Origin of the sequence: Streptomyces sp. AC1-42W, from assembly GCF_003248355.1 — a bacterium.
In the GTDB taxonomy this organism is placed as follows: domain Bacteria; phylum Actinomycetota; class Actinomycetes; order Streptomycetales; family Streptomycetaceae; genus Streptomyces.
Window position 1 is genome coordinate 1,604,287 of sequence record NZ_QKWY01000002.1, and the last position, 24,765, is coordinate 1,629,051.

The window sequence follows — 24,765 nt, forward strand, 5'->3', positions numbered from 1 at the left end:
GCGAGCGCTCCGGTGTATGTTGACAAGGCTCGTATCGAGGCAGGGAGACGGCTGAATGCCCGGAACGCGTAAGCCAGTTGGAGTAGCCGGGGCGAACACCGTCACGATCAGTTTCGCCGGCTTCAACCGCGCCTGGGCGGCGTGGATCGCGGACCGCCTGGAGCGGCGCGGAGTGGTGGTCGTCCAGCAGCGCTGGGACCCGCCGGTCTCCGTCCCGCTGGAGGAGGCGCTGCGCGACCTGACGCTCGCGCGCGGCCGGGTCCTCGTCGTCCTCAGCGACTGGTACTTCCAGCTCGGCCCCCGCAGCCACGACGAGTGGAACCGCGCCCTGCGCTCCGAAGTCGCCCCCGACCCCGACCGGTTCGCCGCCGTGTGCGTCACCACCTCCGCGCTCCCCGGAGCCACCTCCGCCTTCGGCGCCGCCGACCTCACCAACGTCGGCGCCGAGGAGGCGGAGCGCAGGCTCCTGGTCCGCCTCGGGCTCCCCACCGACCCGCTGCCCGACGCCGGCTCCGGACCGGGCCCCCGCTTCCCCGCCGACACCCCGCAGGTGTGGGGCGGGGTGCCGCGCCGCAACATCCGCTTCACCGGCCGCGAGGAACTCCTCACCGACACCTACCGGGCGCTCCAGGAATCCGGCGCCGGCGCCGGCGTCGTCGCCCTGCACGGCATGTCCGGCGTGGGCAAGACCCAGCTCGCCGCCGAGTACGTCTACCGCTTCGGCTCCGAGTACGACGTGGTCTGGTGGGTGCCCGCCGACCGGCGCGCGCTCTACCGCCAGAAGCTCGCCGAACTCGCCCCGGAACTGGGCCTGTCCACCGGCGCCGAATACGGCGAACGGCTGCGCGCCGTACGCGACTCGCTGCGCCGGGGCGACCCGCACGCCCACTGGCTGCTCGTCCTGGACGGCGCCGACGAACCCGACCAGATCTGGGACCTGGTCCCCACCGGCCCCGGCCACGTCCTCATCACCTCCCGCAACCCGGAGTGGGGCGAGCACAACAGCAACCTCGTCGAGGTCCCCGTCTACCGGCGCGACGAGTCCGTCGCCTTCATCCGCCGCCGCGCCCCGCGCCTGACCCAGGCCGAGGCCGACCAGCTCGCCGAGGCCCTCGAAGACCTCCCGCTGCTCCTCGACCAGACCGCCGGCTGGCTCAACGACTCCGACCTGTCCGTCGAGGAGTACATCGAACTGCTCGAAGGCGGCATCGACCAGGACGTCGTCAAGGTCTCCGCCGACTTCCCGCTCGCCTTCCAGACCGCCTGGTCGATACTGCTCAACAAGCTCCGGGACACCGTCCCCGAGTCCGTCGACCTGCTGCGCCTGTGCAGCTTCTTCGCCCCCGGCTCCATCCCGGTGCGGCTCCTCAAGGACATGCCCCCCGGCGACCTGCCCGAACAGGTGTCCGGGCTGATGAGCGACCCGCTGCTGTGGAACAAGGCGATCAACCAGCTCCGCCAGTACTCCGTGGTCCGGCTGGAATCCCATGAATCGGGCGTCGACCCCGCGTCCTCCGGCGAATCCCTCTACATGCACCGCATGGTCCACCAGATCGTCGGCCTCGACATGACCGAGGAGAACCGCCGGGAGTTCATCGACGTCGTCCGCCGCGCGCTGGCGGCGGCCGATCCGGGGCGCCCCACGGACACCCGCCTGTGGCCCGCGTACGCCGAGATCACCCCGCACCTCAAGTGGGCCGACGTACTGAACAGCACCGAACCGGCCGTGCAGAACCTGGTGCTCAACTGCCTGCGCTACATGTACCTGTCGGGGGAGTACCGGGCCGGCATCAAGCTGGGCGAACGCGCCATGACCGCCTGGCGCGAGCTGCTCGGCGAGGACCACCCCAGGATCTGGGACGTCAGCTACCACTACGCCAACCTGCTCCGGGCCGTCGGCGACTACGCGGCCACCGAGGCCATCGAACGCGCCGCCGTGGAGCATCTGCGCGCCGAGCGCGGCACCCAGGACCTGGAACACCTGCGCGCCGCCACCGGGCTCGCCGCCGACCTGCGCGGACTCGGCCGCTACGACGAGGCGCTGGAGATCTCCACCTGGGTGCTGGCCGGTTACCAGGAACTCCTGGGCGACCAGGACTCCCGCACGCTCAACGCGCAGAACAACCTGGCGGTGACCGTGCGGCTGCTCGGCAGGTACGCCGAGTCCCTCGAGCTCAACGGACGCACCCTGGACGCCCGCCGCCAGCTCCTGCGCCAGCGCCACACCTGGACCCTCTTCTCCGAGATCCACTACTCCACCGACCTGCGGCTCCTCGGGCGCTACAACGAGGCGCTGTCGCTCCAGAACCAGAGCGTCCAGGTGCACCGGCGCGTCCTGGGCACGGACAACCCGCAGACCCTGCGCGCCGAGCACAACCTCGCCCTGTGCCACTACCGCAACGGCGAACGGGCCAAGGCGACCACCCTGTTCACCCGCGTCCTGGAGCGCTGCGAACGCGTCCTGGGCGAGAGCGACCCGCTGACGATGATGTTCGCCGCCGGGCAGAGCTGCTTCGCCCGCGAGCACGGCAACATCGACCAGGCCAGGGCCATAAGCGAAAAGGTGGTCAGCGGATACGCGGACATGCTCGGCGAGGCGCATCCGTACGCCGCGGGCACCCGCTCCAACCACGCGATGATCCTGCGCAACGTGGGGGAGCGGGACCACGCCCACGTGCTGCTGGAGGAGTCGCTCGCCACCATGACCCAGGCCGTCGGCGAGAACCACCCGTGGACGCTGGGCTGCGGCATCAACGCCTCGGCGTTGCGGAACCTCGTGGGCGACCCGGAGGGCGCGGCCGCGCTGACGGACTCCGTCATCACCCGTGCCACCGAGGTCCTCGGCCGCACCCATCCGCTGACGCTGTCGGCGCGCATCGCGCACGCCGCGGACCTGCGGGGCCTGCGCGACCGGCAGAAGGCGGAGAAGGTCGAGAACGAGGCGCTGGAGGACCTGGCGAGCACGCTCGGCGCCCAGCACACCCACACCGTGTCGGCCCGCTCCCGCAACCGCCCGTACTGGGACTTCGAGCCGCTCACCATCTGAGCCGCCCGGACCACGCCGAAGGGGCCCGCCCCGCGAACCTCTCGCGGGACGGGCCCCTTCCGGCGTACTGCGTACCGTCTGCCGTGCGGGCAAGCCGGGTCAGGCGTCGAAGACCTCGCTGACCAGCTGGGCCTGCTCCGCCTGGTGGCGCTTGGCCGAGCCGACCGCCGGGGACGAGCTGTGCGGACGCGAGATGCGGCGCAGGCGCTCGCCGTGCGGCACGTCCGCGCCGACGGCCAGGTCCAGGTGGTCGATCAGGTTCAGCGCGATGAACGGCCAGGCACCCTGGTTGGCCGGCTCCTCCTGCGCCCACAGGTACTTCGCGGCGTTCGGGTACTTGGCGATCTCGGCCTGGATCTCGGCACCCGGCAGCGGGTACAGGCGCTCCAGACGGATGATCGCGGTGTCCGTGACGCCACGCTTCTGGCGCTCGGCGTCCAGGTCGTAGTAGACCTTGCCGGCGCAGAAGACGACCTTGCGGACCGCGCTCGGGTCGACCGAGTCGTCGCCGATCACCGGGCGGAAGCCGCCGGTGGTGAACTCCTCCGCCTTCGACGCGGCCGCCTTGAGGCGGAGCATCGACTTCGGGGTGAAGACGATCAGCGGCTTGTGGTGCGGGTTGTGCACCTGCCACCGCAGGAGGTGGAAGTAGTTCGACGGCAGGGTCGGCATGGCGACCGTCATGTTGTTCTGCGCGCACAGCGTCAGGAAGCGCTCCGGGCGGGCGGACGAGTGGTCCGGGCCCTGGCCCTCGTAGCCGTGCGGCAGGAGCAGCGTGACGCCGGAGGTCTGGCCCCACTTCTGCTCGGCGGAGGAGATGAACTCGTCCACGACGGTCTGGGCGCCGTTGACGAAGTCGCCGAACTGGGCCTCCCAGATCACCAGCGACTCCGGGCGGGCCAGAGAGTAGCCGTACTCGAAGCCCATCGCCGCGTACTCGCTGAGGAGCGAGTCGTAGACGTTGTAACGGGCCTGGTCGTCCGTGAGGTACAGCAGCGGGGTGTAGTCCTCGCCGGTGACCTGGTCGACGAGCACCGCGTGGCGCTGGCCGAAGGTGCCGCGGCGGCTGTCCTGGCCGGCGAGCCGGACCGGGGTGCCCTCCATCAGCAGCGAACCGATGGCCAGGGTCTCGCCCATGCCCCAGTCGATCGTGTCGTTCTCCACCGAGGCGGCACGGCGCTGCATCTGCGGCATCAGCCGCGGGTGCACGGTGATCGACTCGGGGATGTTGACCTGGGACTCGGCGATCCGCTTGACGACCTCGGCGGAGACCGCGGTCGACACGGCGACCGGGAACTCGGCCTGCGGATCGGAGATGTGCGGCTGCGCCGGCTGCGAGGTGGCCTCGCGGACCTCGGCGAAGACCTTCTCCAGCTGGCCCTGGAAGTCCTGGAGCGCCTGCTCCGCCTCTTCCAGGGTGATGTCGCCGCGACCGATGAGGGACTCGGTGTAGAGCTTGCGCACCGAGCGCTTCCGGTCCACCAGGTGGTACATCTGCGGGTTGGTGAACTCGGGGTTGTCGGTCTCGTTGTGACCGCGGCGGCGGTAGCAGATGAGGTCGATCACGACGTCCTTGTTGAACGCCTGCCGGAACTCGAAGGCGAGCCGCGCGACGCGGACGACGGCCTCGGGGTCGTCGCCGTTGACGTGGATGATCGGCGCCTCGATCATGCGCGCCACGTCGGTGGCGTACATCGAGGAGCGGGAGGACTCCGGGGCGGCGGTGAAGCCGACCTGGTTGTTGATCACCACGTGCACGGTGCCGCCGGTGCGGTAGCCGCGCAGCTGCGACATGTTGAGCGTCTCGGCGACGACGCCCTGGCCGGCGAAGGCCGCGTCGCCGTGGAGAGCGACGGGCAGGACGGTGAAGTCCGTGCCGCCCTTGTTGATGATGTCCTGCTTGGCGCGGGCGATGCCCTCCAGGACCGGGTCGACCGCCTCCAGGTGCGAGGGGTTGGCGGCCAGCGAGACCTTGATCTGCTCGCCGTCCAGGCCGGTGAAGGTGCCCTCGGCGCCCAGGTGGTACTTCACGTCGCCGGAGCCGTGCATCGAGCGCGGGTCGAGGTTGCCCTCGAACTCGCGGAAGATCTGGGCGTACGACTTGCCCACGATGTTCGCGAGGACGTTCAGGCGGCCGCGGTGGGCCATGCCGATGACGACCTCGTCGAGGCGGGCCTCGGCGGCGGAGTCGATGACCGCGTCGAGCAGCGGGATGACGGACTCGCCGCCCTCCAGCGAGAACCGCTTCTGGCCGACGTACTTGGTCTGCAGGAACGTCTCGAACGCCTCGGCGGCGTTGAGGCGGCGCAGGATGCGCAGCTGCTCCTCGCGCTCGGGCTTGGGGCGCGGACGCTCCACCCGGTCCTGGAGCCACTTGCGCTGCTTCGGGTCCTGGATGTGCATGAACTCGATGCCGGTGGTGCGGCAGTACGACTCGCGCAGCACACCGAGGATGTCGCGGAGCTTCATCAGCGACTTGCCGGCGAACCCGCCGACCGCGAAGTCCCGCTCCAGGTCCCACAGGGTGAGGCCGTGCTCGGTGATGTCCAGGTCGGGGTGCTTGCGCTGGTGGTACTCCAGCGGGTCGGTGTCGGCCATGACGTGGCCGCGGACCCGGTAGGAGTGGATCAGCTCGAAGACCCGTGCGGCCTTGGTGACGTCGTCGTCGTGCGAGGCGTCGATGTCCTTGAGCCAGCGGACCGGCTCGTAGGGGATGCGCAGCGCCTTGAAGATCTCGTCGTAGAACTCGTTCTCGCCGAGCAGCAGCTGGGAGAGGATGCGCAGGAACTCGCCGGAGGCGGCGCCCTGGATGACCCGGTGGTCGTACGTGGAGGTCAGGGTCATGACCTTGGAGATGCCCAGCTTGTTCAGGGTGTCCTGCGAGGTGCCCTGGAACTCGGCGGGGTAGTCCATCGCGCCGACGCCCATGATGAGGCCCTGGCCGGGCATCAGGCGGGGCACCGAGTGGACGGTGCCGATGCCGCCGGGGTTGGTCAGCGAGGCGGTGACGCCGGTGAAGTCGTCCATGCCGAGCTTGCCGTTGCGGGCGCGGCGGACGATGTCCTCGTAGGCCTGCCAGAACTCGAAGAAGTTGAGCGTCTCGGCCTTCTTGATGGCCGCGACGACCAGCTGGCGGTCGCCGTTCGGCTTCACCAGGTCGATGGCGAGGCCGAGGTTGACGTGCTCCGGCTTGACCAGGGTCGGCTTGCCGTCCTTCTCCGCGAAGGAGTGGTTCATGGACGGCATGGCCTTGAGGGCCTGGACCATCGCGTACCCGATGAGGTGCGTGAAGGAGATCTTCCCGCCGCGGGCGCGCTTGAGGTGGTTGTTGATGACGATGCGGTTGTCGAAGAGCAGCTTCACCGGGACGGCGCGCACGGACGTGGCCGTGGGCAGCTCCAGCGAGGCGTTCATGTTCTTCGCGACCGCGGCGGACGGGCCGCGCAGCGTCACGTACTCGGGGCCGCCCGGGGCCTCGGTGTCCGCGCCGGCCTTGGCCTTGGCGGCCGGGGCCTTCGCGGCGGGGGCGGGCGCGGCCTTCGCCGGCGCCTTGGGCGCGGCGGGCGCGGCCGGTGCCGCCGGGGCCGGGGCGGCGGCGGGCGCTGCCGGGGCCGGGGCCGCGGGCTGCGCCGGTGCGGTGGTGGTGGCGGCCGGGGCCGCGGGCGCTGCAGCCCCCGCGGCTGCGGCGCCGGTCTTGTCCGCCGTGCCGGTCTTGCCCGGCTTGTAGTCGGCGAAGAAGTCCCACCAGGCGCGGTCGACCGAATTCGGGTCCTGGAGGTACTGCTGGTAGATCTCGTCGACGAGCCACTCATTGGCGCCGAAGGCGGCGGCCGGGTTGGTGCCCGGACCGGCCTGGTCGGTCGAGATGCTCGAGTTACTGGGGGACTGAGACGACACGGCGGCAACCGCCCTCTTCCGCTTCACAAGGTGATGGACAGCGGGAATCAAGGCTACGCCTCCGCGACCGTTCCCTGCAGTCCGGGGACGCCTTCGTCGTGCAAGTCACATCGAAAGTCGGGTTTCGGCGCAGGAAATGGCGGGAAACAAGCATGGTTCCGCTTCACTCCGGGTACGCGCGGCCGCAACAGCCGCCCCCTGGACCGTACCCCGTGCACAGAACACGCAGAACGCGCCCTTCCGGTTCGAACCCTATGTCAACCGCGCGGTTGGGGAATCCCCGGAAGGGTGACACGGATGCGACAGCCGCGAGCGGATTCGGCCACTCCGATCCGGCCGCCGTGCAGATCCACCGCCCAGCGCGCGATCGCCAGCCCCAGACCCGTTCCGCCGTCGCTGCCCGGACCGTGCGGGGAGGCCACCTCGCCCCGGTTGAAGCGCTCGAAGACGCGGTGCCGCTCGGACTCCGGAATGCCCGGCCCCTCGTCCAGCACCTCCAGGTGCAGGGACTCCGGCTGCGGGCCGCGCCGGGCCAGCACCGTCACCCGGCCGTGCGGCGGGCTGTGCTTGACGGCGTTGTCGATGAGATTGGCCACCACCTGGTGCAGCCGCTCCGCGTCCGCGTGCGCCGTCAGCTCCGGCGGCGACACGTCCAGGTGCAGATGGACGTCCGTACGCGAGTGGTTCCCGGACCCGGAGGAGAGCCGGCGGTGCGCGGAGGCGAGGTTCGCCTCCTTGAGGACGCCCGAGAGATACGGCCACACCTCGAAGCGGCCCGCCTTCAGCGTGACCACGCCGTTGTCCAGCCGGGACAGGTCGAGCAGCGTCTCCACCAGCCTGCCGAGCCGCTCCGTCTGCGTCAGCGCCGTCCGCATCGTCTCCGGGTCGGCGGAGGACACCCCGTCCACGACGTTCTCCAGGACGGCTCTCAGCGCCGCGATGGGCGTCCGCAGCTCGTGCGAGACGTTGGCCACCAGCTCCTTGCGGTGCCGGTCCACCGCCGCCAGGTCGTCGGCCATCAGATTGATGGTCTGCGCCAGGTCCCCCAGCTCGTCGCGCCGGCCCGCGCCGTTCACCCGGCGGGTGTAGTCGCCGTGCGAGATCGACCGGGCCACCGCGCGCATCTCGTCCAGCGGCGCGGTCAGACCGTGCGCCACGAACTGGGTGATGAGCAGGGTCGCGATGACCGAGAACACGGTGATGAACCGCAGCTCGGTCCGGGTGCGCAGGGCCACCATGAGCAGCCCCGTCGTGATGAAGACCGACACCACCACCAGGGTGCCCAGCTTGGCCTTGATCGAGAACGGCCGCAGCCCCGGCCCGGGGGCGCTCATGGCGCGGGGGTCTCCAGCGCGTAGCCGACCCCGTGCACGGTACGGATGCGCTCCGCGCCGATCTTCCGGCGCAGCGCCTTGATGTGGCTGTCCACCGTCCGGGTGCCCGAGGCGTCCGCCCAGTCCCACACCTCGGCGAGCAGCTGCTCGCGGGAGAGCACCGCGCGCGGCGTGTTCGCCAGGCAGACCAGCAGGTCGAACTCGGTCGGCGTCAGGTGCACGTCCTCGGCGCGGACCCGCACCCGGCGCTGCGCGTGGTCGATCTCCAGCTCGCCGAGACGCAGTATCCCGCTGCGCGGGGTCACGGCGGCCAGCGCGGCCCGCTCCACCCTGCGCAGCAGCACATGCACCCGGGCCGCCAGCTCCCGCATCGAGAACGGCTTGGTCATGTAGTCGTCGGCGCCGACCCCGAGCCCGACGAGCATGTCCGTCTCGTCGTCCCGCGCGGTCAGCATCAGCACCGGCACCGGCCGCTGGGCCTGGACCCGGCGGCACACCTCCAGGCCGTCGAAGCCCGGCAGCATGATGTCGAGCACCATCAGGTCCGGCTGCCACGCCTCGGCGGCGTCCACGGCGGCCGGGCCGTCGAGGGCGGTCTGCACGAGGAAGCCCTCCGCCCGCAGCCGGGCGGAAATGGCGTCCACGATCGTGGCGTCGTCCTCGACCACCAGTACGCGGCGCTGTGCGCCAGGGGTGGCCGCCACGCCGTTGTGGGTGGTGTGTGTCTGTTCCATCGCCCCGCCCCTGCCCGTTCTCACGGAGGCCATTCCCCCGGACGTACGGTTTTCGCTCGTGAATTTCGTGGGTGATCTCGCTATCGCTCAGCAGCGTAGAGGCAGCGGAGGGTTTCCGGCTACGCAGGGTGCAAGGCCGAAGCACCCCGGCGGGTCGCCGGGGGCGGGCGGACTGTCGCGCTTGTGGCGCTTGAACCCCCGGTGCCGGGGCCCATTCGGCACCCGGCGGGGGGTGTCAGTCCCCTCGAATTGCGAGATGGACCACGTCGGGCACACCTCGGGCAACGCCCACTTCTTCCGTCCGTACCCCCTGGAACCCGGCATTCTGTAGGGCCTGGTCGAACGCGGCGGACGGTTGTGCCGACCATACGGCGAGCACGCCGCCCGGACGCAGCCGCGCCCGGCAGTCGGCGAGTCCCGCGGGCGAGTAGAGGTTCCCGTTCTCCTCGGTGACCGTCCAGTCCGGCCCATTGTCGATGTCCAGGCACAGGGCGTCGTAACGGTCCGTAGTCGTGCTCAGGTAGGTGACGAGGTCGGTGGTCAGGATCTCCGTACGCGGATCGGCGAGCGCCGGTCCGGAGATCGCGGCCAGCGGACCGTCCAGGTGCCAGCCCACGATCGCCTCCTCGCGCTCGGCGACCGCGATCCGGCCCCAGCGCGGCTCACCGGCGGCCCGGACGAGCGAGAACCCGACACCGAGCCCGCCGATGAGCACGGAGGGCGCGGGGCGGTCGGCCGGCAGCGCGGCGAGCGCGGCGTCGATCAGCAGCCGCTCGGACCGCCCGTCCGAGGTGTCCATCAGGAAGCAGCCGTTGGCGATGATCTCGAAGTCCTCACCCCGCCTGCGCAGGACCACCTCCCCGTACGGGCCCTCGCGGCGGTCCAGGGTGACGGGGGCGTCGGCGGCGGGGCCGAACGTGTGGGGCATGGCACTGATCTCCGGTGGCCGGGGTCGATGTCGTCCCCGCCATCCTGGCCCGCCGGGGCGGAGGGGTGCCACCGCGTTGCGCGCGCGGGACGCGGACGCGCGTGCGGGACGCGGGATACGGGACGCGGGCCCCGACCTCCCGGCTCAGCCCCGCTCGCGGCGGGCCCCGCGCACCGCGTACAGCGCCACTCCCGCCGCGAACAGCGCCGACGCGGTGGCCCACGCCCCCACCTGCGGCCCCGGCTGCATCGGCCAGGCCCACACGGAGGCCGCGCCGCCCGGTGTACGCGGCGCCGCCAGATAGACCGCGCCGCCGTAGACGGTCATCGGCAGCCAGCTGAGCCGGGCCCCGATCAGGGCGGCCGCCGCGGCGGTGACCCCGGTCGCCCCGAGCACGTTGCGGATCATGCCCGGCGCCCCGAACGCCTCGGGATGCCCGGGGACGGCGAGCGCGAGGGCCGCCCCGGCCGGGACGGCGAGCGCCAGCAGATGCAGCAGCCGCCGGGGCCACCAGCGCCGCACCGCCGTCCGGTCGAGCTCGTCGGCGGCGGCGTACAGGCTCGTGCCGATGGCCGAGGCGGCCAGCAGCGGGGCGAGGACCAGGACCGGCACCCGGGCGCCGTGGTCGAAGTTCGGCTGTGCCACGAGCCAGTGGGCGGCCCAGGCGGCCAGCAGGACGACCCCGCCGAGGGCGGCGGCGGTACGGGGGAGGGCCCGGGAGCGGAGATAGAGGGAAGCCGGGTGACGGTTCACAGGATCGGCACCTCCGAGAGGTCGCAGCTCCTGCGGGCGGTCAGGTAGCGGCCGAGCCAGGCGCGGCGCTCGGCGTCGGGCATGGCTTCGAGGCGGAGCAGCTCGGGGGGCTTCTCGGAGCCGGGAGCCAGGCCGGCGGGGGCGAGCCAGGTCGCGACAGTGCCGTCCGCCGACTCCACCGGAGGGCCGCCGGAGCTCTCGTGATGGTTGTTCGGACAGTCCCGCATGGTCAGGTTGGCGGCCACCTGCCAGGCGAAGTCCTCCGTGTTCTGCAACCGCCCGCGCAGGAGGTACCAGCCGGGGTGGGGCGCCGGCATCCACGCCTCGTCCGGGCCGTGCAGCGGAAGCCGGTCGACGTAACGCTTCGGCGCGCCCCGTACCCCCTCCAGCCGCCCGGTCAGCCCCGACAGCGCCTCCGCGACCTGGGGCAGCAGATGCTCCTGGCGCCCGCTCAGGCAGATCTGCGGGCTGCCCTCCGTGCAGACGAGGCGGTCGGCCGCCGGGTCCGCCCGGAACAGCCCGTCGCCCGTGGACACGATGAGCGGGGCTACGGCGGCGGCCACGGCGAGCGGCACGAGGGCGGCGAGCCGGCGCCGGGCCGCCACGGCGGTGAGCGCGGCGACCGCGAGTCCGCAGGTCCAGAGCGCCATCGCGGGGGCGTACCACCACACCGGCAACAAGTGCTCCAGGGGATACTCCAGGGCCGGATCGAGGTACCGGGCGGCGGACTCCGAGTACGTGGGCACGCCCAGGGCCAGATACATCAGCGCGGCGAGGACGGGCGCGGCCAGCCGCCACCGGCAGAGCACGCCCGCGGTGAACCCCAGCAGCGCCGCGGCCACCAGGAACGCGCCGTCCACCACCGCGACGGACGGGGACGGCCCGCCGCCGCCCGCGTAGGGCCAGGTCGCCGACAGCGAGGCGGCCAGCGCGACGGCGTATCCGGCGACCGCCCACAGCGCGAGCGGCAGCGCGGCCGCCGCCTGACGCGACCAGCGGGCACGCGGGGTCGAGGCCCACAGCCCGCCCGTGCGGCGCCGGTGGTCGCGGGCGCCCTGCCAGCAGGCCGCGGCGGCCACCAGCGGGCCGCCGAGCAGCGTGGCGCCGGAGTGCAGGAGGTCCTGGGTCGCACCCCAGTCGCCCTGCCAGGAGTCGGCCTTGGCGGCCATGGTGACGATCAGCGTGAGCGCCGTGCACACCCCGGTCCACGGGGCGACGCCCCGGCGCGCCTCGGTCCGGAGCACGGGGAGCGCGGTGCGGAGGGGGCCGCGGCGGGCCGGGCCGTCCCGGCGCTCGTCGGCGGCCGGGCGTTCGGTGAGGGTCATCGGGCGCCCGCCGCCGCCCGGTGGGAGCGCAGGGCCAGGGTGTAGCCGCGCTCGATGGGGCTGCCGCCGTACTCGTGCGGGTCGCCGTCCGCGCCGAGGGCCGCCAGCTCGCGCGTCGTGCCCCGGTACGCGACCCGGCCCGCCTCGATCAGCGTCACCCCCTCGCAGGCCGTGGCCACGTCCTCCACCAGGTGCGTGGACAGGATGACCGTGGCGTGCTCGCCCAGGCTCCGCATCAGGGTGCGGAACTCCACCCGCTGTTCCGGGTCGAGGCCGGCGGTCGGCTCGTCGAGCAGCAGCAGCTCCGGTTCGTTGACGATCGCCTGCGCGATGCCGACGCGCCGGACCATGCCCCCGGACAGCGTCCTCATCCGGGAGTCGATCCGGTCCGCCAGGCCCACGCGTTCCACGGCCCGCTCCACGGCGGCCGGCGTCCGGGCACCGTCCATCTCCTTGAGCCACGCCACATAGCCGACGAACTCACGGACCGTGAACCCCGCGTAATGGCCGAATTCCTGTGGCAGATAGCCCAGCCTGCGCCGCACCCCGGCGCGGGCGCGGTGGTCCGAGGCGGCGCCCACCTCGGCGCCCAGCAGCTCCACCCGCCCGGCGTCCGGCGCGGCGGCCGTGGACAGCACCCGGATGAGCGAGGTCTTGCCCGCCCCGTTGGGGCCGAGCAGCCCGTGCACACCGGGCCCGAAGTCGAGATCGACGGAGTCCAGGGCGGTTCTGCGGCGGTGCCGCACCGTCAGCCCGGACACCACGACGGTCCTGTTCACGCGATCACGCTCATGACGTCTCCAGATGGTCGAAGGATCGGCGGCGCAGGGCCAGCAGCCCCGCGCCGAGCACGGCCGCCGCCGCCCAGGCGCCCTGGGCGGGGGTCCCGGACAGCAGCCGGGCGGCCGTTCGCGCCGCCTCGGCGAGCGGGGTGTGCGAGCTGCCGAGCCCCGGTACGGTCACGGCCGCCGCCCAGGCGGCCGCGACGGCCCAGGACCCGGCGCGGCATCCCACGTACGAGCCGAGGCTCAGCGCCGCCAGGGTCAGCGCGAGGCCGGGCAGCAGCCAGGACAGGGCGCCGGGCCCGCCGGCCGACGCGGGCAGCACGGCCCAGGCCAGCGTCGTCACGGGGACCGCCGTCCCGAGCACGGCGGCGGTCCTGACCAGCAGCAGCCGCAGCCCGCCGCCCGGCGAGGTGGCGATGATCTCGTGCATCGGGTCGGCGGAACGCCCGTACGAGAGGCCCACCCCGGCGACCGGCAGCACCGGTGCGAGCAGCAGCAGCACCGGCCGCGCCTGCGTGTCCGGCCCGCCCCCGAACGCCAGCGCCACCGCCGCGCCCACCACCAGCAGCAGGGCCCCCAGCCAGCCGCCCCGGAACGCGGGCCCGGCCGCCCACAGCACCCGGCCGAACCGGCGCGCACCGGTCATCCGCCGCCACGGGTCCGCTACCGGAACGCGCTCCGCCGAAACGCCCTCGGCCTCGGCCGCGGCCGTCGCCAGCACCGCCGCGCGGATCTCGTCCAGGAGGGGGGCCGCGGCCCCCCGCTCGCGTACCGCCGCCGTCACCCGCCGCGCGCACGGCGCGCAGGACTCGACGTGCTTCTCCAGGGACCAGGCGTCCGTCTCGGGGGCCGTGCCCGCCGCGTACCGCCGGGCGAGGTGGTCCGCCACATGCCAGGCCGTCGTCATGCTGTGCCTCCCAGGGGGCCGTTCTCCACGACCAGGCGGTCCAGCGCGGCGCGCAGCTCGCGCCGGGCCCGCAGCGCCCGGCTCTTGACGGTGCCTTCCGGTATGCCGAGCAGCCGGGCGGCCTCACGGGTCGTCAGACCGTCGACGACCGTCGCCCGCAGGACCTCCCGCAGTTCCGGCGAGATCCGGTCGAGCGCGGCGCCCACGTCCCCGTACTCCAGGCCGGCCAGCACCCGGTCCTCGGCGGACGGCACGGGGGCGGCCCACCGCGCCCCGTCCGCCCGCTCGGCCGCCGCCGCGCGCTCCGTCCGGCTCCGGGCCCGCCGCGCGTCCACCAGGCGCCGGGCGGCGATGACCCAGAGCCAGCCCCCGGCCTCGGCGCCCCGGTGGGAGCCGGCGGAGCGCCAGACCGTCAGGAAGGTGTCCTGCACGACCTCGCGTACCGTCTCCGCGTCCGGGCAGCGGCGGTTCAGCCGGGCCAGCAGCCAGCCCGAGTGCCGGTCGTAGAACGCGCCGAGGGCGGCGGTGTCCCCCTGCGCGACGGCACGCAGCAGCGCCTCGTCGCTCCGGTCGTCCCCCGAGGGATGCACATCGCTCACACTCCCTCTATCGCGAACCGGGCGCCGCGCGGTTCACGCGCGACGCCCGGTTCGGTGTTCCCCCGCCCCTCTCAGGGCCGGGGCATAAGAACCTCGCGCAGGCGGTTGATCTCGGTGTGCCAGGGGCCCTCGTCCGTTTCCTCCCAGAGCTCCAGGGGCTCCGACGGCTCCGTGAGGACCCGGTCCAGCGCCTGGAGCGCGAGGCCGCGCAGCGCGGTCAGGTCCGGCAGGGGCTCGTCCGGGCCGTACGCGGAGTCGACCGGCGCCCCGCCGGGGCACTGGGCCGCGACCAGGGCGGCCGCCGCTATCGCCTCGTCGGCGACGTCCGAGTCGAGGTAGTCCGTCGTGTCGGCGGTCTCGGCGAGAGCGGCCCGCACCTTCTCCGCGCGCTCCTCCGGCGTCGCGTCGTCGAGGCCACCGCACCAGTCCGCCGCGGTGTCGTTGTCGAAGGGGCCGACGTCCCACGCACCCATGTGTTTCTCCCTGCCGATCGTTCCGATGCCCGCATCGTGACAGGCACCAGTCAACTTGACCCGGCCCCGAAGGGCCGGGCTTGGAGGTAGAGCCCAGCTGGGTGCGGGGTTGTCTCCTCCGTCCAGACACCCCTACGGGGTGGCAGGGACGCGTGACTCACGCCCCGCGGTCCACACGGCCTCGCCCTTGCGGGCGAGGTTGTGGGACGCGTTGTCGTCCGCGTTGGCGAGGAACCCGCAGGCCCTGCACGCGAACGTCGCTTGATCGACTCGGTTCTTCCGGTCGGTGTGTCCGCACTGGGAGCATCGCCGACTGGTGTACGCCGGATCGACGTACACCAGCGGCACCCCGGCCCGGCGTGCCTTGTACTCAAGGAAAGAGCCGAGCTGGTGGAAGCTCCACGCGTGCAGTTGTGCCCGCTGGTCCTTGCGGAGCCGTACCCGGTCGCGGATGCCCGTGAGGTCTTCCAGGGCGATACCGGAGCCGGTGCGTTCAGCGGTGGTGACGATCTGCTTCGAGATGATGTGATTGATGTTCGCGGCGTGCCGTGCCTCTTTGCGGCTGCGGTGCTTCAGCAGGCGTTTGGCGGACTGGGTGCCTTTGGCCTGGAGCTTGCGGCGGAGTGCGAGTTGCCGCTTTCGGTGCCGGTTGAGGCCCCGCCCGGCGGCCCGGTAGCCGGTGGAGGCAGTGGCAATATTGACGATGCCGAGGTCCACACCGATGAACCCGGACGGATCTTCGTTGACCGGGGCTGCGGGAACCTCGCATACCGCGAGCAGGTAGAATACTCCGTCGCGTTCTATGAGGTCCGACTCGCCCTTGCGGTACTCGCGGAGCGTCTTGAGCGCATCCGGGGAACAGGCGAAGCGGACATCCTTCAGCCGTCCCGCAGTGCTCCAGACCGACACTGTCTGTGCGTCGTACTGCCAGGACAGGCAACGGTCGTCGTACGGATGCGCCGCATCCGGCCGGAACATGATGGGCTTCGACTCCGCCTTGACGCGCCGCCTCGATCCCGGCCTGCCCAGATTCCCGGCCCGGATGTTCGCCTTCAGCGTGGTGTAGGCGTCGCGGACCTTCTTGATCGTGTGCTGGGCGGCCTGCGCCCCGAGACCGGAGGCCTTCAGCTCGGCGTAGGTATGTTTCCGTAATTCGTACTCACGCGGTACACCGTGTGCGAATGCCACACTCGATACCCACGTGGCGCAGTCGTTGACCGTGCGCAGGGTCGCACCGATGGCCGACGCCTGTACAGCGTCCGGCATCAGCTTGACCTGCACGACGATCTTCATGTAGAGCATGGTAATACAGTTGGCCTATGTCGCCGTGCTGGGAACCAAACCCCAATATTCGCAGGGGTCACACGGTTATTCACACCCTCCATGCTTATTTGATCTTCACGCCGAAGTACCGGCGTGGGTCTTTCACCGACGACATTCTTCGCCGCTGCGAGGAGGTCTCTCCAAGCTGGTGGGCTCCCTCAAGGGCGTGTCCGCCCGCAGGCTTCGCCAGGAGTACCCGGACCACATCCGCCGCTACCTGTGGGGTGCGCACTTCTGATCGCCCTCATACTTCGCGGCGAGCTGTGGCGGAGCACCGCCGTCCGCCATCAAGGAGTACAGCGAGCAGCAGAAGCGCCCGTCGTGACCTGTACGTCAGAGCAATCTCGGGCATCTCGACACCCGGAATGACGGAGCGTCCGGCAGTGACAACCAGGGCGGAATCGGTCCGGCTCCCTGCGATGATGTCTGATGCCCCCGCCCTCGCTCGCTATGTTGCAGCACTTCCCTGCTCGCTGCCTCCAAAGTTCCGTGCACCCCTCTGCTGACCTCCGAGCGGCGCCCTGGTACCCGGTGCCAGAGAGACGCTACAAGGCGCTCACGGGCCGTCTGCGGCTTCCTGGGGGCGGCGTAAAGGGCTCCCGCCCGGATCGGGATCGATCTCCGAGCGGGTTCTGATGTTGACTTGAGCATGCGGCCATATCCTCGGCCTCGTCGGGATCGTGCCCGTGCCGAGTGCTGTGCGGTGCGAGCCGGACACGTTGGTCTACGTAGACCAACGACATGCACAGCGCTTCGGGACAACGGATGGTGGCGATGGCCCCTCGCGGGTCTCGGAACACCTGGTGTGCGTATCCGAGATCCCGCACGCTCGGCGTGACTACTACCCAGCGGGTCATGTCTCGTCCAGCCCGTCCGTGAACATCTGCCGCACGTGCCGGCGGGCTATGTCTTCCAGCAGTCGCCCGAGCGGGTCTCTGACGTTCCACGAGTGGGCGGCGGGGTGTCCGGCGTAGAAGACACACGCCTCGCAGTGTTCAACCGAGTCGGGGCGGTACAGCGCAGGGCACGGTGTCAGCTCGGTGAATCTGTATGCGCGGTTGGCGTCGGTCCCGTTCCAGAGCAGCCATAGGTCCCGCTCGGCGGGGATCTCGGCGGACCAGAGTTGTGCGGCGTGCTCCTGGTGGTCGTCGTGCTCGCCGAGTTCGCACATCAGGTGGTCGCCGAAGGCGAGGGCGTCCGGAGGCTGTTCGGGGCCCCCTTCCATGGTGGTCAGCGCAACGAGTGCGTCCAACTCGGGAATCTTGGTGTAGGCGGTGCACTGCAACACGTTGGGGCGTTCCTTGGCAGGGGAAGGGGGGCGGCCCCGCCCGCAGGTGGACGAGCGGGGCCGCGAGGGGCAGCGAGTCAGCTACCGAGTGCGGCAGCTACGGCGGACTTTCCGGGGAAGTCCTCGGGCACGGCGTCCATGAGTAGTTCGTCCACGGGTTCGCCGAGCCAGAACCCCGAGCGGCGGAGCCGACCGGCGGGGCGGAACCCGGCCTTCTCGTACGCGCGGGCTCCGGCCTTGTTGGGCTCAAGCACCTTGAGCCACACAGTCCGCAGGTGTGCGAGGTGGAACGCCCAGTCCAGCGTCAGGCGAGCCGCTTCGGTGGCGTAGCCCTTCCCGCGTTCCTCGGGGGCGAGGACCATGACGAACTCGGCCGTACGTACGTAGGTGTTGACTTCCAGGATGGTCATGCCCACGGGCGTGCGGTCGTCCAGCCGGATTACCTCGAACTGTTGGAAGCGGTCGTTCCCGCGTTGCCGCTCGTATCCGGCGGCGCGAACCTCCCAGGCTTGCGCCCACTGGTTCCCGTACCCGGTGATCGTGGCGGGGTCGTTTTCCCACTTGTGGTACTCGGGCAGCATGTCCGCGCGGGGCATGGCGAGGGCGAGGGTTTCGCCGCTCAACAAGATGTGCGGGTCACTCATGGTCGTACCTTCCTGGTGGCCCGTGCCGATCCGGGCCCATCTGGCGTGTAGGCGGGGGTATACAGGGCGGTGTCTGCCGGTTCCTCGACCGGAGTCCCGTCCGGGCCGGCTATCCATGCGTGCAGCCGTACGGGGTCGAGAGCTACCCCGTGTCTCCACTCGGCGCGGCGTCGGACAGCCGTCAGCACGAGTGCGGCAGCTGTCGAGTCCTCCAGGCACGCCCAGCGCATCGGCAAGAGCTGTGCGGCCCAGCGAACGGAGCGGACAGCGTAACGAGCCTGTACGGCGGTGGCCGGGGGCAACGCGCGCCCCGAGCACGCAAGGCGGACGAGCCGCGAGAACCGGTTCCGGCGACGACCAGCAGCCCATACGGCGGCGGTGGCGAGGACGACCGGAACGGCGAGGGCCCGCCACCGCAACGGGACCGGAGCCGGCTCGGGCGGGGCTGCCGACTGTTCGACGGTTCCCCACGTCAGAACCGTGTCCGGCACGTCAACGACGGTCGCACCCATGGCGGTTACCGCGTCGGACGTGGGGCGTAGCTCGGTTGTGCCCGTGTCGTAGTCGAGTACGACGGACGCGTAAGAGGACCGCACGACCACGGTGTTGGTTCGGCTCACCGCGCACCCGCCGGGGTCGGGGCGGTGTATGTCCACTCGGTCCCGGGGGACCGCTCGACCGCCTCTAGCCATGCCTCGGCAGCAAGAACGGACAGCAGCGGGGGCCAGATCGTTTCCGCGCCGAGGGCAGCCGCGTGAAGGGTGGCGCACAGCGGCGCGGGGTTGACGAGCCCGAGGGCCGCCAGACGACCGTCCGCGAGGCGGAGCAAGCGCGTTCGGTTCCTGCGTAGTCCTAGGTGGAAGTCGCCGACCATGAGCCCTTTGGCAGCCCTGGTGCGGTGCTCGGCGGGCAGCAGATCGGCGAACGTGTCGGCAAGCATCGGCTTGTATCGCCGAGCCGAGTAGCGCTGTTCGATGGGGGCCGAGACCACCGCGTCCAGGACCGAGCCGTCAAAGTAGGGGTTGTGCAGCGCGAGGCCGAGTGAGTCCGCGAGCTGGAGTTCCGAGTACGCCGCGCGTGCCACCGTGCGCAGCTCGGCGACCAACACCATGTCGGGGTCAGGGCCTGTTACGGCGCTCACTTTCGGTACGGGTGCGGTGAGCCACGTCGGCCGCCCGATGTTCGCTCGGCCGATCCGGTACGCGTTGCCCCGCAGCGCGGCGGCGATCAACGGACGGGGACTTTGGCGACGGAGCCGAGCCCAGTCCCGTGCTTCCCCCCACATGCGGAGCCAGTTCCCGCTACGGGCGAGGCTCGCAAGGTGTGCGGGCGTGGACAAGAACAGGTTGTCTCCGCCGTCGCCGGTCAGGTGGCAGACGGAGCCGGCGGCGGCCATCGTGCCGAGCTGGTCCGCAAGCATCGCCCATACCGCCGTTGACGGGGCGGGCTCGTCCGTTGCGGGCAACGGCACGTCGGTTTCCGTGAACGGAAGGTGTCGAGTGCTGAGCGGGAACGGGGATCGTGTCAGGCGGGGGACGTCCAGCGCTTGCGCGTAGCGCATGTCCCCGCCGCTGGTCACGCCCGCCGGATGCGCGGTCATGCCGGTAACGGGTCCGTACTGTGCGGCGAGCAGCGTGACCGTGGTCGAGTCCATGCCCGCAAGATCGGTGGTCGCGGATACCCCCTCGACCCGCACGCGGATACCCTCGCCAAGAGCCTGTCGCAGAGCTGCCGATGCCTCGCGCGGGGTGCGCTTGCTCGGTGACCACCAGGGCGTAAGAGTCGGGCCGCCCTCGGTTCCGAGCGTCAGCAGATGACCGGCGGGAACGGGGGCCACGCCTGCCCACGGGCTACGGTCCGCGGCGGGGCTGTGCTTGTCCCGCAGGTACGCGGCGAGCCATCCGGTGTCCACACGCCCGCCGGCAAGCGAGGACAGCGCGAGCGAACTGGACCCCCACACGGGCCCGTCCGGGGTGGTGACCGTATAGAGGGGCGAGGCAGCCCCCGTGTCCGCGAGGACTTCCACACGACCCCGCTCTGTCAGCCGGACAACGGTGTGCGAGCCCGCCCACGTCCGCGCGAGCGTCGGCAGATCAGGGACCACCAGCGCACGGCCCAACTCATGGTCGGTGGCCGAACACGGACCGAGCACAGCCAATCGCGCACTGCCGAGTTCCAGGATCCGGACGTGCTCGGGCTGCCAGTCCCCGCAGACCCACAGCGCAGGGTCATGCCAGAGCAAACGTGCCCCTACCGGGGTTGCGGCGGGTCGGCTTCCGGGTGCGCGCCCGCCGTACCACCGCGCCTTGCGGTCTTTCATTTCGTCACCTCTTCCACCGCTGAAACCAGGGAGCGGCCCCCGTTGGGATCTCTCCCGCAGGGGGCCGCCCTGGTGCCGGTCTAGCTGTACGGCGTCTGCTTGCTTTCCACCGACGTGGACGAGCTGCCACGCGTCAGCGCGGCGGCGTCGCCGAGTACGACGACTGCCGGAACGTCGGTCTCCTCGGACGTGCCGGGGGTGACTTCCTGGGCCATGTGCGTTCCTCCTCTCCGCATGAGACGGGTTCTCGGTTTTCCCCTGCCGAGTAGGGACGCCCGCTCTGACGGGCAGGGGAAGTCTGGGGCCCGCCCTGGTCGTCGGGGGAACCGTTGGCACGACCAGGGCGGGGGCTTGAGGGCTACCGGAACAGTCGCCGCGGTGCCTTGTGGCGGGGGCCCGAGCGGATCGGCAACCCCTCGGTCGTGACGGTCCGGGTAGGTACCGCATCGCGAGCGTGAGCAACGATCCGGGCGTGAAGACGCTCGATGCACGGTCCGCAGTAGTACAGATCAGCGACTACATGCCCGGTCGTCTGCGCGGGGCCGAGCCACAGCACCCGGGCCCGTTCCCGCAAGCACCAGCCCCAGCACGGGCCCCACGTCCAGCGGTTCCCGTCGTTCGTGCTCGCCGGCTCGGGAACGCCCGACACGTCGGGGTGCAGGATGCCGGACGGCAGGGTGACGCTCACGAGCCGAACCGGATGGAGCGGCGCAGCCCGTTTTCCTCGGTGACGCGCTCCCGGAGGGCGATCAACAGCGGGGAGTCCTCGCCCGTCTCGTCGCCCTTGTGCTCGGCGTCGGCCTGGTCGTCGCGGTGGGGGTGCGCCTCGATGATCGCGTTGTAGTGCCGTACCCCGCCCTCGTTGCCGTGGATGCGCGACGCCGAGCGGCCCCGGTGAGCGGCGGTGCAGATGCGGCACTCAGCGTGCGCGACCGGCTCAAGCTCGGGTTTGTCGCGCGTCCTGGCGCTCTTAATGACCTCGGGCATGGGGTACCTCGGTTCGGGGGGATGCCTTCTCGCAAGCGGTACAACACCTAGAGTGACGTCCCGGCGGCACTCTCAACAGGGCAAACATGTTTCCAACGCATGTGGAAATGTGAGGAGTTGAACAGGTGAGCGAACAACCGAGACGACCCGGGAACGGGTTGGAGTGGTTCGGAAATGAGCTGGAGGAAGCTCTCAGGCACTCAGGGAAGACGGGGGCGGCACTTGCCGCGTTCACGGGTTACAAGCCCCCGTACGTGAGCAAGGTCAAGAACGGGCAGGCACTCCCGTCGCCTGAGTTCGCCGAGGGTTGTGACCGGTTCTTCAACACGTCCGGGTACTTCGCGCGGACGCTGGTCCGAGTGAGCGAGCGCGCACACCCGGAGTGGTTCGTTCCGTACGTCAACCTGGAGAGACAAGCCCGGCAGATCGAGGACTACTCCAATGCCCTGATCATGGGCATGTTGCAGACGTGGGAGTACGCGGAAGCCACGTTCCGGGCTACGTTCCCGTACGAGACCGACGCCGAAATCAAAACCAGAGTTGAAGCACGGTTGGCCCGGCGCGAGGTCATAGAGCGCGACGACCCGCCTGTCCTGTGGGTGATCTTGCACGAAACGACCCTGCGCACGCTGGTGGGCAACCATGCCGTCATGGCTGAACAGCTCCGCCACCTCGCTGCCGACGCAGAAAAACCCCACGTCACGCTTCAAGTTCTCCGCTCCCTGGCGGGTGCCCCTGCATCAGGTACACCCTTTACGCTTCTCACACCAGACGACGGACCGACCGTCCTCTACACAGAAGCCATGGGGCAGGGGCACGTAACGGACTCGGCACAGGTGGTGAGTCACGGACGTGCTTCCTTCGAGCGTTTGCGGGCATCCGCGCGTGACCCCGAAGAGTCCGTGGCGCTGATTCGCAAGATCGCGGAGGAGTACGACAGATGAGTAGTACGCACGGCCCCCGACCGGACCAGTGGGTCAAGAGCACGTACAGCGACGGAAACGGCGGCCAGTGCATCGAGTGGGCCCCCGAGCACGCTGCCGCAACCGGCGACTACCTCGTACGGGACAGCAAGAACCCGGAAGGACCTTGCCTCACCCTCACAGCCGACCAGTGGGCGGGGCTGGTCACATTCGCCCGTAAGAACGGCTGACGAACCTGCTGCCCGGGCCCCGCCCCTCCCCTCGGAGCGGCGGGGTGGCACGCCCTGCGCTGTACGTCCAGCGACGTTGACGCGTCGTCCGAGCGGGACAGACGGAGGCTGATAGCGATGCGGGGGGCGGGCTGGAAGGTGGCGGGCACAGCGTGCGCGGTGGTTTGCATGGTGGCGTAAGGACCACGGGATTCCCCTATGTCTCCAGGGGTGCACCGTTCCGGGGAACGGGCACGCTCGGGAGATTCGATCTCTCGAGGGGCTTACAGTTCCCTGGAGGTCGAACTCGACCTCAGCGACGTCGTCTTCCTGGCCACCGCCAACGTCCTGGAGGCCATTCCGGAGGCGCTGCTCGACCGGATGGAGCTGGTCAGGCTCGACGGCTACACCGAGGACGAGAAGGTCGTCATCGCCCGCGACCACCTGCTCCCGCGCCAGCTGGAGCGGGCCGGTCTGGAGAAGGGCGAGGTCACGCTCGACGAGTCGGCGCTGCGCAGGCTGGCCGGCGAGTACACCCGCGAGGCCGGGGTGCGGAACCTGGAGCGGTCCGTCGCCCGGCTGCTGCGCAAGGTCGCGGCCCAGAGCGAACTCGGCGACCGCGAGCTGCCGTTCGCGGTGGGCGCGGACGACCTGCGCGGGCTGATCGGCCGTCCGCACCACGTGCCCGAGTCCGCGCAGGACCCGGCCGAGCGCCGCACCGCGGTGCCGGGTGTGGCCACCGGGCTCGCGGTGACCGGGGCCGGCGGGGACGTCCTGTTCGTGGAGGCGTCGCTGGCCGATCCGGAGACCGGGGCGTCCGGACTGACCCTGACCGGTCAGCTCGGTGACGTCATGAAGGAGTCGGCGCAGATCGCGCTGAGCTTCCTGCGGTCGCACGGCGCGGAGCTGGAGCTGCCGGTCGCGGACCTCAAGGACCGCGGGGTGCACATCCACTTCCCGGCGGGCGCGGTCCCCAAGGACGGCCCGAGCGCCGGCATCACGATGACGACGGCGCTGGCCTCGCTGCTCTCCGGGCGGCAGGTCCGCACGGACGTGGCGATGACGGGCGAGGTCTCGCTGACCGGGCGGGTGCTGCCGATCGGCGGGGTGAAGCAGAAGCTGCTGGCCGCGCAGCGCGCGGGCATCACCACCGTGGTGATCCCCAAGCGCAACGAGGCCGACCTGGACGACGTCCCGGCCGAGGTGCTGGAGAACCTGGAGGTGCACCCGGTCACCGACGTCCGCCAGGTGCTGGAGATCGCCCTCGCCCCGGCGTCGGCCCCGGCGGAGCGGAGGGTCGCGGCGGCGGCGTGATCCCGCGGCCCCGCCCGTACCCGGCCCGCTTCCGCCACCCGGCCCGCTTCCTCTCGTACCAGGCCCGCTTCCGCTCGTACGAGGGGGAGCGGGCCGCCGCGCGGTTGCCGGGTCAGGGGCGGTAGATCGTGCCGGGCACCGGCTCGGCGGGTGCCATCAGCTGGGGGACCGTCACGAAGGTGTAGCCCTCCTTCTTGAGGGCGTCGATGATGCCGGGCACCGCGGGCACCGTGCCCTTGTAGATGTCGTGCAGCAGGATGATGCCGTCCTTGCTCGCCTGGTCGAGTATCCGCTTCTTGATCAGCGCGGAGTCGTTCGTCGAGTAGTCCTTGGCGGTGGCGCTCCACAGGATCTGGGAGAGCCCGAGGTCCTTGCTGATCCCGGAGACGGTGTCGTCGGTGCGGCCCTGCGGCGGGCGCATCAGCCGCGGCTTCTTGCCGGTGACCGCCTCGATGGCGTCCTGCGTCTTCTCCAGCTCGGCGCGTATCTCGGCCGGCTTCTTGTCCGTGAGGATCTCGTGCGACCAGGTGTGGTTGGCGACCTCGTGGCCCTCGGCCGCCAGTCGGCGGACGGTGTCCGGGTGCTTCTTCACATGGTTCTTGCCGAGCAGGAAGAACGTCGCGTGGACCTTCTTCTCCTTGAGGATGTCCAGCAGCCTGGGGGTGTCCTCGCCCGGTCCCGCGTCGAAGGTCAGGGCTATGCACTTGGCCTTGCGGCAGTCCACCGGACCGAACGCCCCCTTGGCGTCGTCACCGGCGTCCGCGCGGGCCGAACCGGGCGCGGTGGTCTCCATCGAGCAGCCGCTCAACGTCAGCGTGAGGGCTGTCACAAGGGCAACGGCCAACCCCGTACCGATCGACTTCGTCCTACTGGGCACGGCGTGCCACTCCCTCGGGTAAATGGTCGCACTGGTGTGCGACGTAGGACGATGACTATACACGTGGGGTATACACCGAATTTATAGTGGGGGTGGGGT

The 24,765-nt window shown here is 71.0% G+C and carries 21 protein-coding genes and 2 pseudogenes; 5 read left to right on the top strand and 18 right to left on the bottom strand.

Translation table 11 applies throughout. From position 1 onward, the window contains the following. The first annotated feature begins 55 nt into the window (after window positions 1-55). Entirely contained in the window at window positions 56-3,046 is a 2,991-nt protein-coding gene (gene fxsT, locus DNK56_RS25290; protein WP_111338135.1) for an FxSxx-COOH system tetratricopeptide repeat protein, read from the top strand. A gap of 99 nt (window positions 3,047-3,145) precedes the next feature. Here the strand turns inward: fxsT and DNK56_RS25295 are convergent, their stop codons facing one another. The 11 genes from DNK56_RS25295 to DNK56_RS25345 form a co-directional block, all read right to left on the bottom strand. Beyond that, window positions 3,146-6,943 carry a multifunctional oxoglutarate decarboxylase/oxoglutarate dehydrogenase thiamine pyrophosphate-binding subunit/dihydrolipoyllysine-residue succinyltransferase subunit gene (locus tag DNK56_RS25295; RefSeq protein ID WP_111338136.1) on the bottom strand — a complete coding sequence of 1,266 codons (3,798 nt, stop codon included), beginning with the start codon at window positions 6,941-6,943 and terminating at the stop codon, window positions 3,146-3,148. Window positions 6,944-7,200: 257 nt separating this feature from the next. Beyond that, window positions 7,201-8,277: a HAMP domain-containing sensor histidine kinase gene (locus DNK56_RS25300; RefSeq protein ID WP_111338137.1), complete on the bottom strand. Its 1,077-nt coding sequence runs from the start codon at window positions 8,275-8,277 to the stop codon at window positions 7,201-7,203. Beyond that, window positions 8,274-9,011 carry a response regulator transcription factor gene (locus tag DNK56_RS25305; RefSeq protein WP_030079431.1) on the bottom strand — a complete coding sequence of 246 codons (738 nt, stop codon included), beginning with the start codon at window positions 9,009-9,011 and terminating at the stop codon, window positions 8,274-8,276. The genes DNK56_RS25300 and DNK56_RS25305 overlap by 4 nt, the downstream gene beginning before the upstream one ends. A gap of 235 nt (window positions 9,012-9,246) precedes the next feature. Next, complete coding sequence (locus DNK56_RS25310; protein ID WP_111338138.1) at window positions 9,247-9,939, bottom strand: spermidine synthase; 693 nt, start codon at window positions 9,937-9,939, stop codon at window positions 9,247-9,249. A 144-nt stretch (window positions 9,940-10,083) separates the two neighbouring features. Beyond that, window positions 10,084-10,692 (bottom strand): hypothetical protein, encoded by a 609-nt coding sequence (locus tag DNK56_RS25315; protein ID WP_111338139.1) that lies wholly within the window; start codon window positions 10,690-10,692, stop codon window positions 10,084-10,086. Further along, the gene (locus tag DNK56_RS25320) at window positions 10,689-12,017 is read right to left on the bottom strand and encodes a hypothetical protein (RefSeq protein WP_241990077.1); all 1,329 of its coding nucleotides are present in this window, start codon (window positions 12,015-12,017) and stop codon (window positions 10,689-10,691) included. The genes DNK56_RS25315 and DNK56_RS25320 overlap by 4 nt, the downstream gene beginning before the upstream one ends. Then, a complete protein-coding gene (locus DNK56_RS25325; protein ID WP_111338140.1) occupies window positions 12,014-12,796 on the bottom strand; it encodes an ATP-binding cassette domain-containing protein in 783 nt (260 codons plus the stop codon). The genes DNK56_RS25320 and DNK56_RS25325 overlap by 4 nt, the downstream gene beginning before the upstream one ends. Before the next feature lie 10 nt (window positions 12,797-12,806). Continuing rightward, window positions 12,807-13,709 carry a hypothetical protein gene (locus tag DNK56_RS25330; protein ID WP_111338141.1) on the bottom strand — a complete coding sequence of 301 codons (903 nt, stop codon included), beginning with the start codon at window positions 13,707-13,709 and terminating at the stop codon, window positions 12,807-12,809. After that, window positions 13,706-14,308, bottom strand: a complete 603-nt coding sequence (locus tag DNK56_RS25335) for an RNA polymerase sigma factor (RefSeq protein WP_111338142.1) — start codon at window positions 14,306-14,308, stop codon at window positions 13,706-13,708. The genes DNK56_RS25330 and DNK56_RS25335 overlap by 4 nt, the downstream gene beginning before the upstream one ends. A 71-nt stretch (window positions 14,309-14,379) precedes the next feature. Further along, entirely contained in the window at window positions 14,380-14,781 is a 402-nt protein-coding gene (locus DNK56_RS25340; RefSeq protein WP_111338143.1) for a DUF4259 domain-containing protein, read from the bottom strand. A 132-nt stretch (window positions 14,782-14,913) separates the two neighbouring features. Then, window positions 14,914-16,074 carry an RNA-guided endonuclease InsQ/TnpB family protein gene (locus DNK56_RS25345; protein ID WP_111339585.1) on the bottom strand — a complete coding sequence of 387 codons (1,161 nt, stop codon included), beginning with the start codon at window positions 16,072-16,074 and terminating at the stop codon, window positions 14,914-14,916. 26 nt (window positions 16,075-16,100) lie between these two features. Here DNK56_RS25345 and DNK56_RS25350 point away from each other — a divergent pair. Beyond that, window positions 16,101-16,429: pseudogene (locus DNK56_RS25350) on the top strand (transposase). 528 nt (window positions 16,430-16,957) lie between these two features. Here the strand turns inward: DNK56_RS25350 and DNK56_RS25355 are convergent. From DNK56_RS25355 to DNK56_RS25385, 6 genes are all read right to left on the bottom strand, one after another. Next, window positions 16,958-17,392 carry a hypothetical protein gene (locus DNK56_RS25355; protein WP_111338144.1) on the bottom strand — a complete coding sequence of 145 codons (435 nt, stop codon included), beginning with the start codon at window positions 17,390-17,392 and terminating at the stop codon, window positions 16,958-16,960. A 77-nt stretch (window positions 17,393-17,469) separates the two neighbouring features. Further along, window positions 17,470-18,036, bottom strand: coding sequence for a GNAT family N-acetyltransferase (locus DNK56_RS25360; RefSeq protein WP_111338145.1), 567 nt, complete (start codon window positions 18,034-18,036; stop codon window positions 17,470-17,472). Continuing rightward, window positions 18,033-18,728: a lasso peptide biosynthesis B2 protein gene (locus DNK56_RS25365; RefSeq protein WP_111338146.1), complete on the bottom strand. Its 696-nt coding sequence runs from the start codon at window positions 18,726-18,728 to the stop codon at window positions 18,033-18,035. The genes DNK56_RS25360 and DNK56_RS25365 overlap by 4 nt, the downstream gene beginning before the upstream one ends. Beyond that, on the bottom strand, window positions 18,653-20,356 hold the full coding sequence (locus DNK56_RS25370; protein ID WP_111338147.1) for an albusnodin/ikarugamycin family macrolactam cyclase: 1,704 nt from the start codon (window positions 20,354-20,356) through the stop codon (window positions 18,653-18,655). The genes DNK56_RS25365 and DNK56_RS25370 overlap by 76 nt, the downstream gene beginning before the upstream one ends. Before the next feature lie 80 nt (window positions 20,357-20,436). Continuing rightward, on the bottom strand, window positions 20,437-20,571 hold the full coding sequence (locus DNK56_RS25375) for an albusnodin family lasso peptide (RefSeq protein WP_146610428.1): 135 nt from the start codon (window positions 20,569-20,571) through the stop codon (window positions 20,437-20,439). A gap of 469 nt (window positions 20,572-21,040) precedes the next feature. Next, window positions 21,041-21,343, bottom strand: a complete 303-nt coding sequence (locus DNK56_RS25385; RefSeq protein ID WP_111338150.1) for a hypothetical protein — start codon at window positions 21,341-21,343, stop codon at window positions 21,041-21,043. 125 nt (window positions 21,344-21,468) lie between these two features. Here DNK56_RS25385 and DNK56_RS25390 point away from each other — a divergent pair, with 125 nt between their 5' ends. The 3 genes and pseudogenes from DNK56_RS25390 to DNK56_RS25400 all read left to right on the top strand — a co-directional run. Continuing rightward, window positions 21,469-22,287, top strand: a complete 819-nt coding sequence (locus DNK56_RS25390; protein WP_111338151.1) for a helix-turn-helix domain-containing protein — start codon at window positions 21,469-21,471, stop codon at window positions 22,285-22,287. Continuing rightward, the gene (locus DNK56_RS25395; RefSeq protein WP_111338152.1) at window positions 22,284-22,496 is read left to right on the top strand and encodes a DUF397 domain-containing protein; all 213 of its coding nucleotides are present in this window, start codon (window positions 22,284-22,286) and stop codon (window positions 22,494-22,496) included. Before DNK56_RS25390 ends, DNK56_RS25395 begins: the two co-directional genes overlap by 4 nt. A 273-nt stretch (window positions 22,497-22,769) precedes the next feature. Beyond that, window positions 22,770-23,789 (top strand): annotated as a pseudogene (locus DNK56_RS25400) (S16 family serine protease); the annotation flags it as partial. 112 nt (window positions 23,790-23,901) lie between these two features. Here the strand turns inward: DNK56_RS25400 and DNK56_RS25405 are convergent. Next, window positions 23,902-24,582, bottom strand: a complete 681-nt coding sequence (locus DNK56_RS25405; protein WP_199563700.1) for a polysaccharide deacetylase family protein — start codon at window positions 24,580-24,582, stop codon at window positions 23,902-23,904. Window positions 24,583-24,765 lie beyond the last annotated feature (183 nt).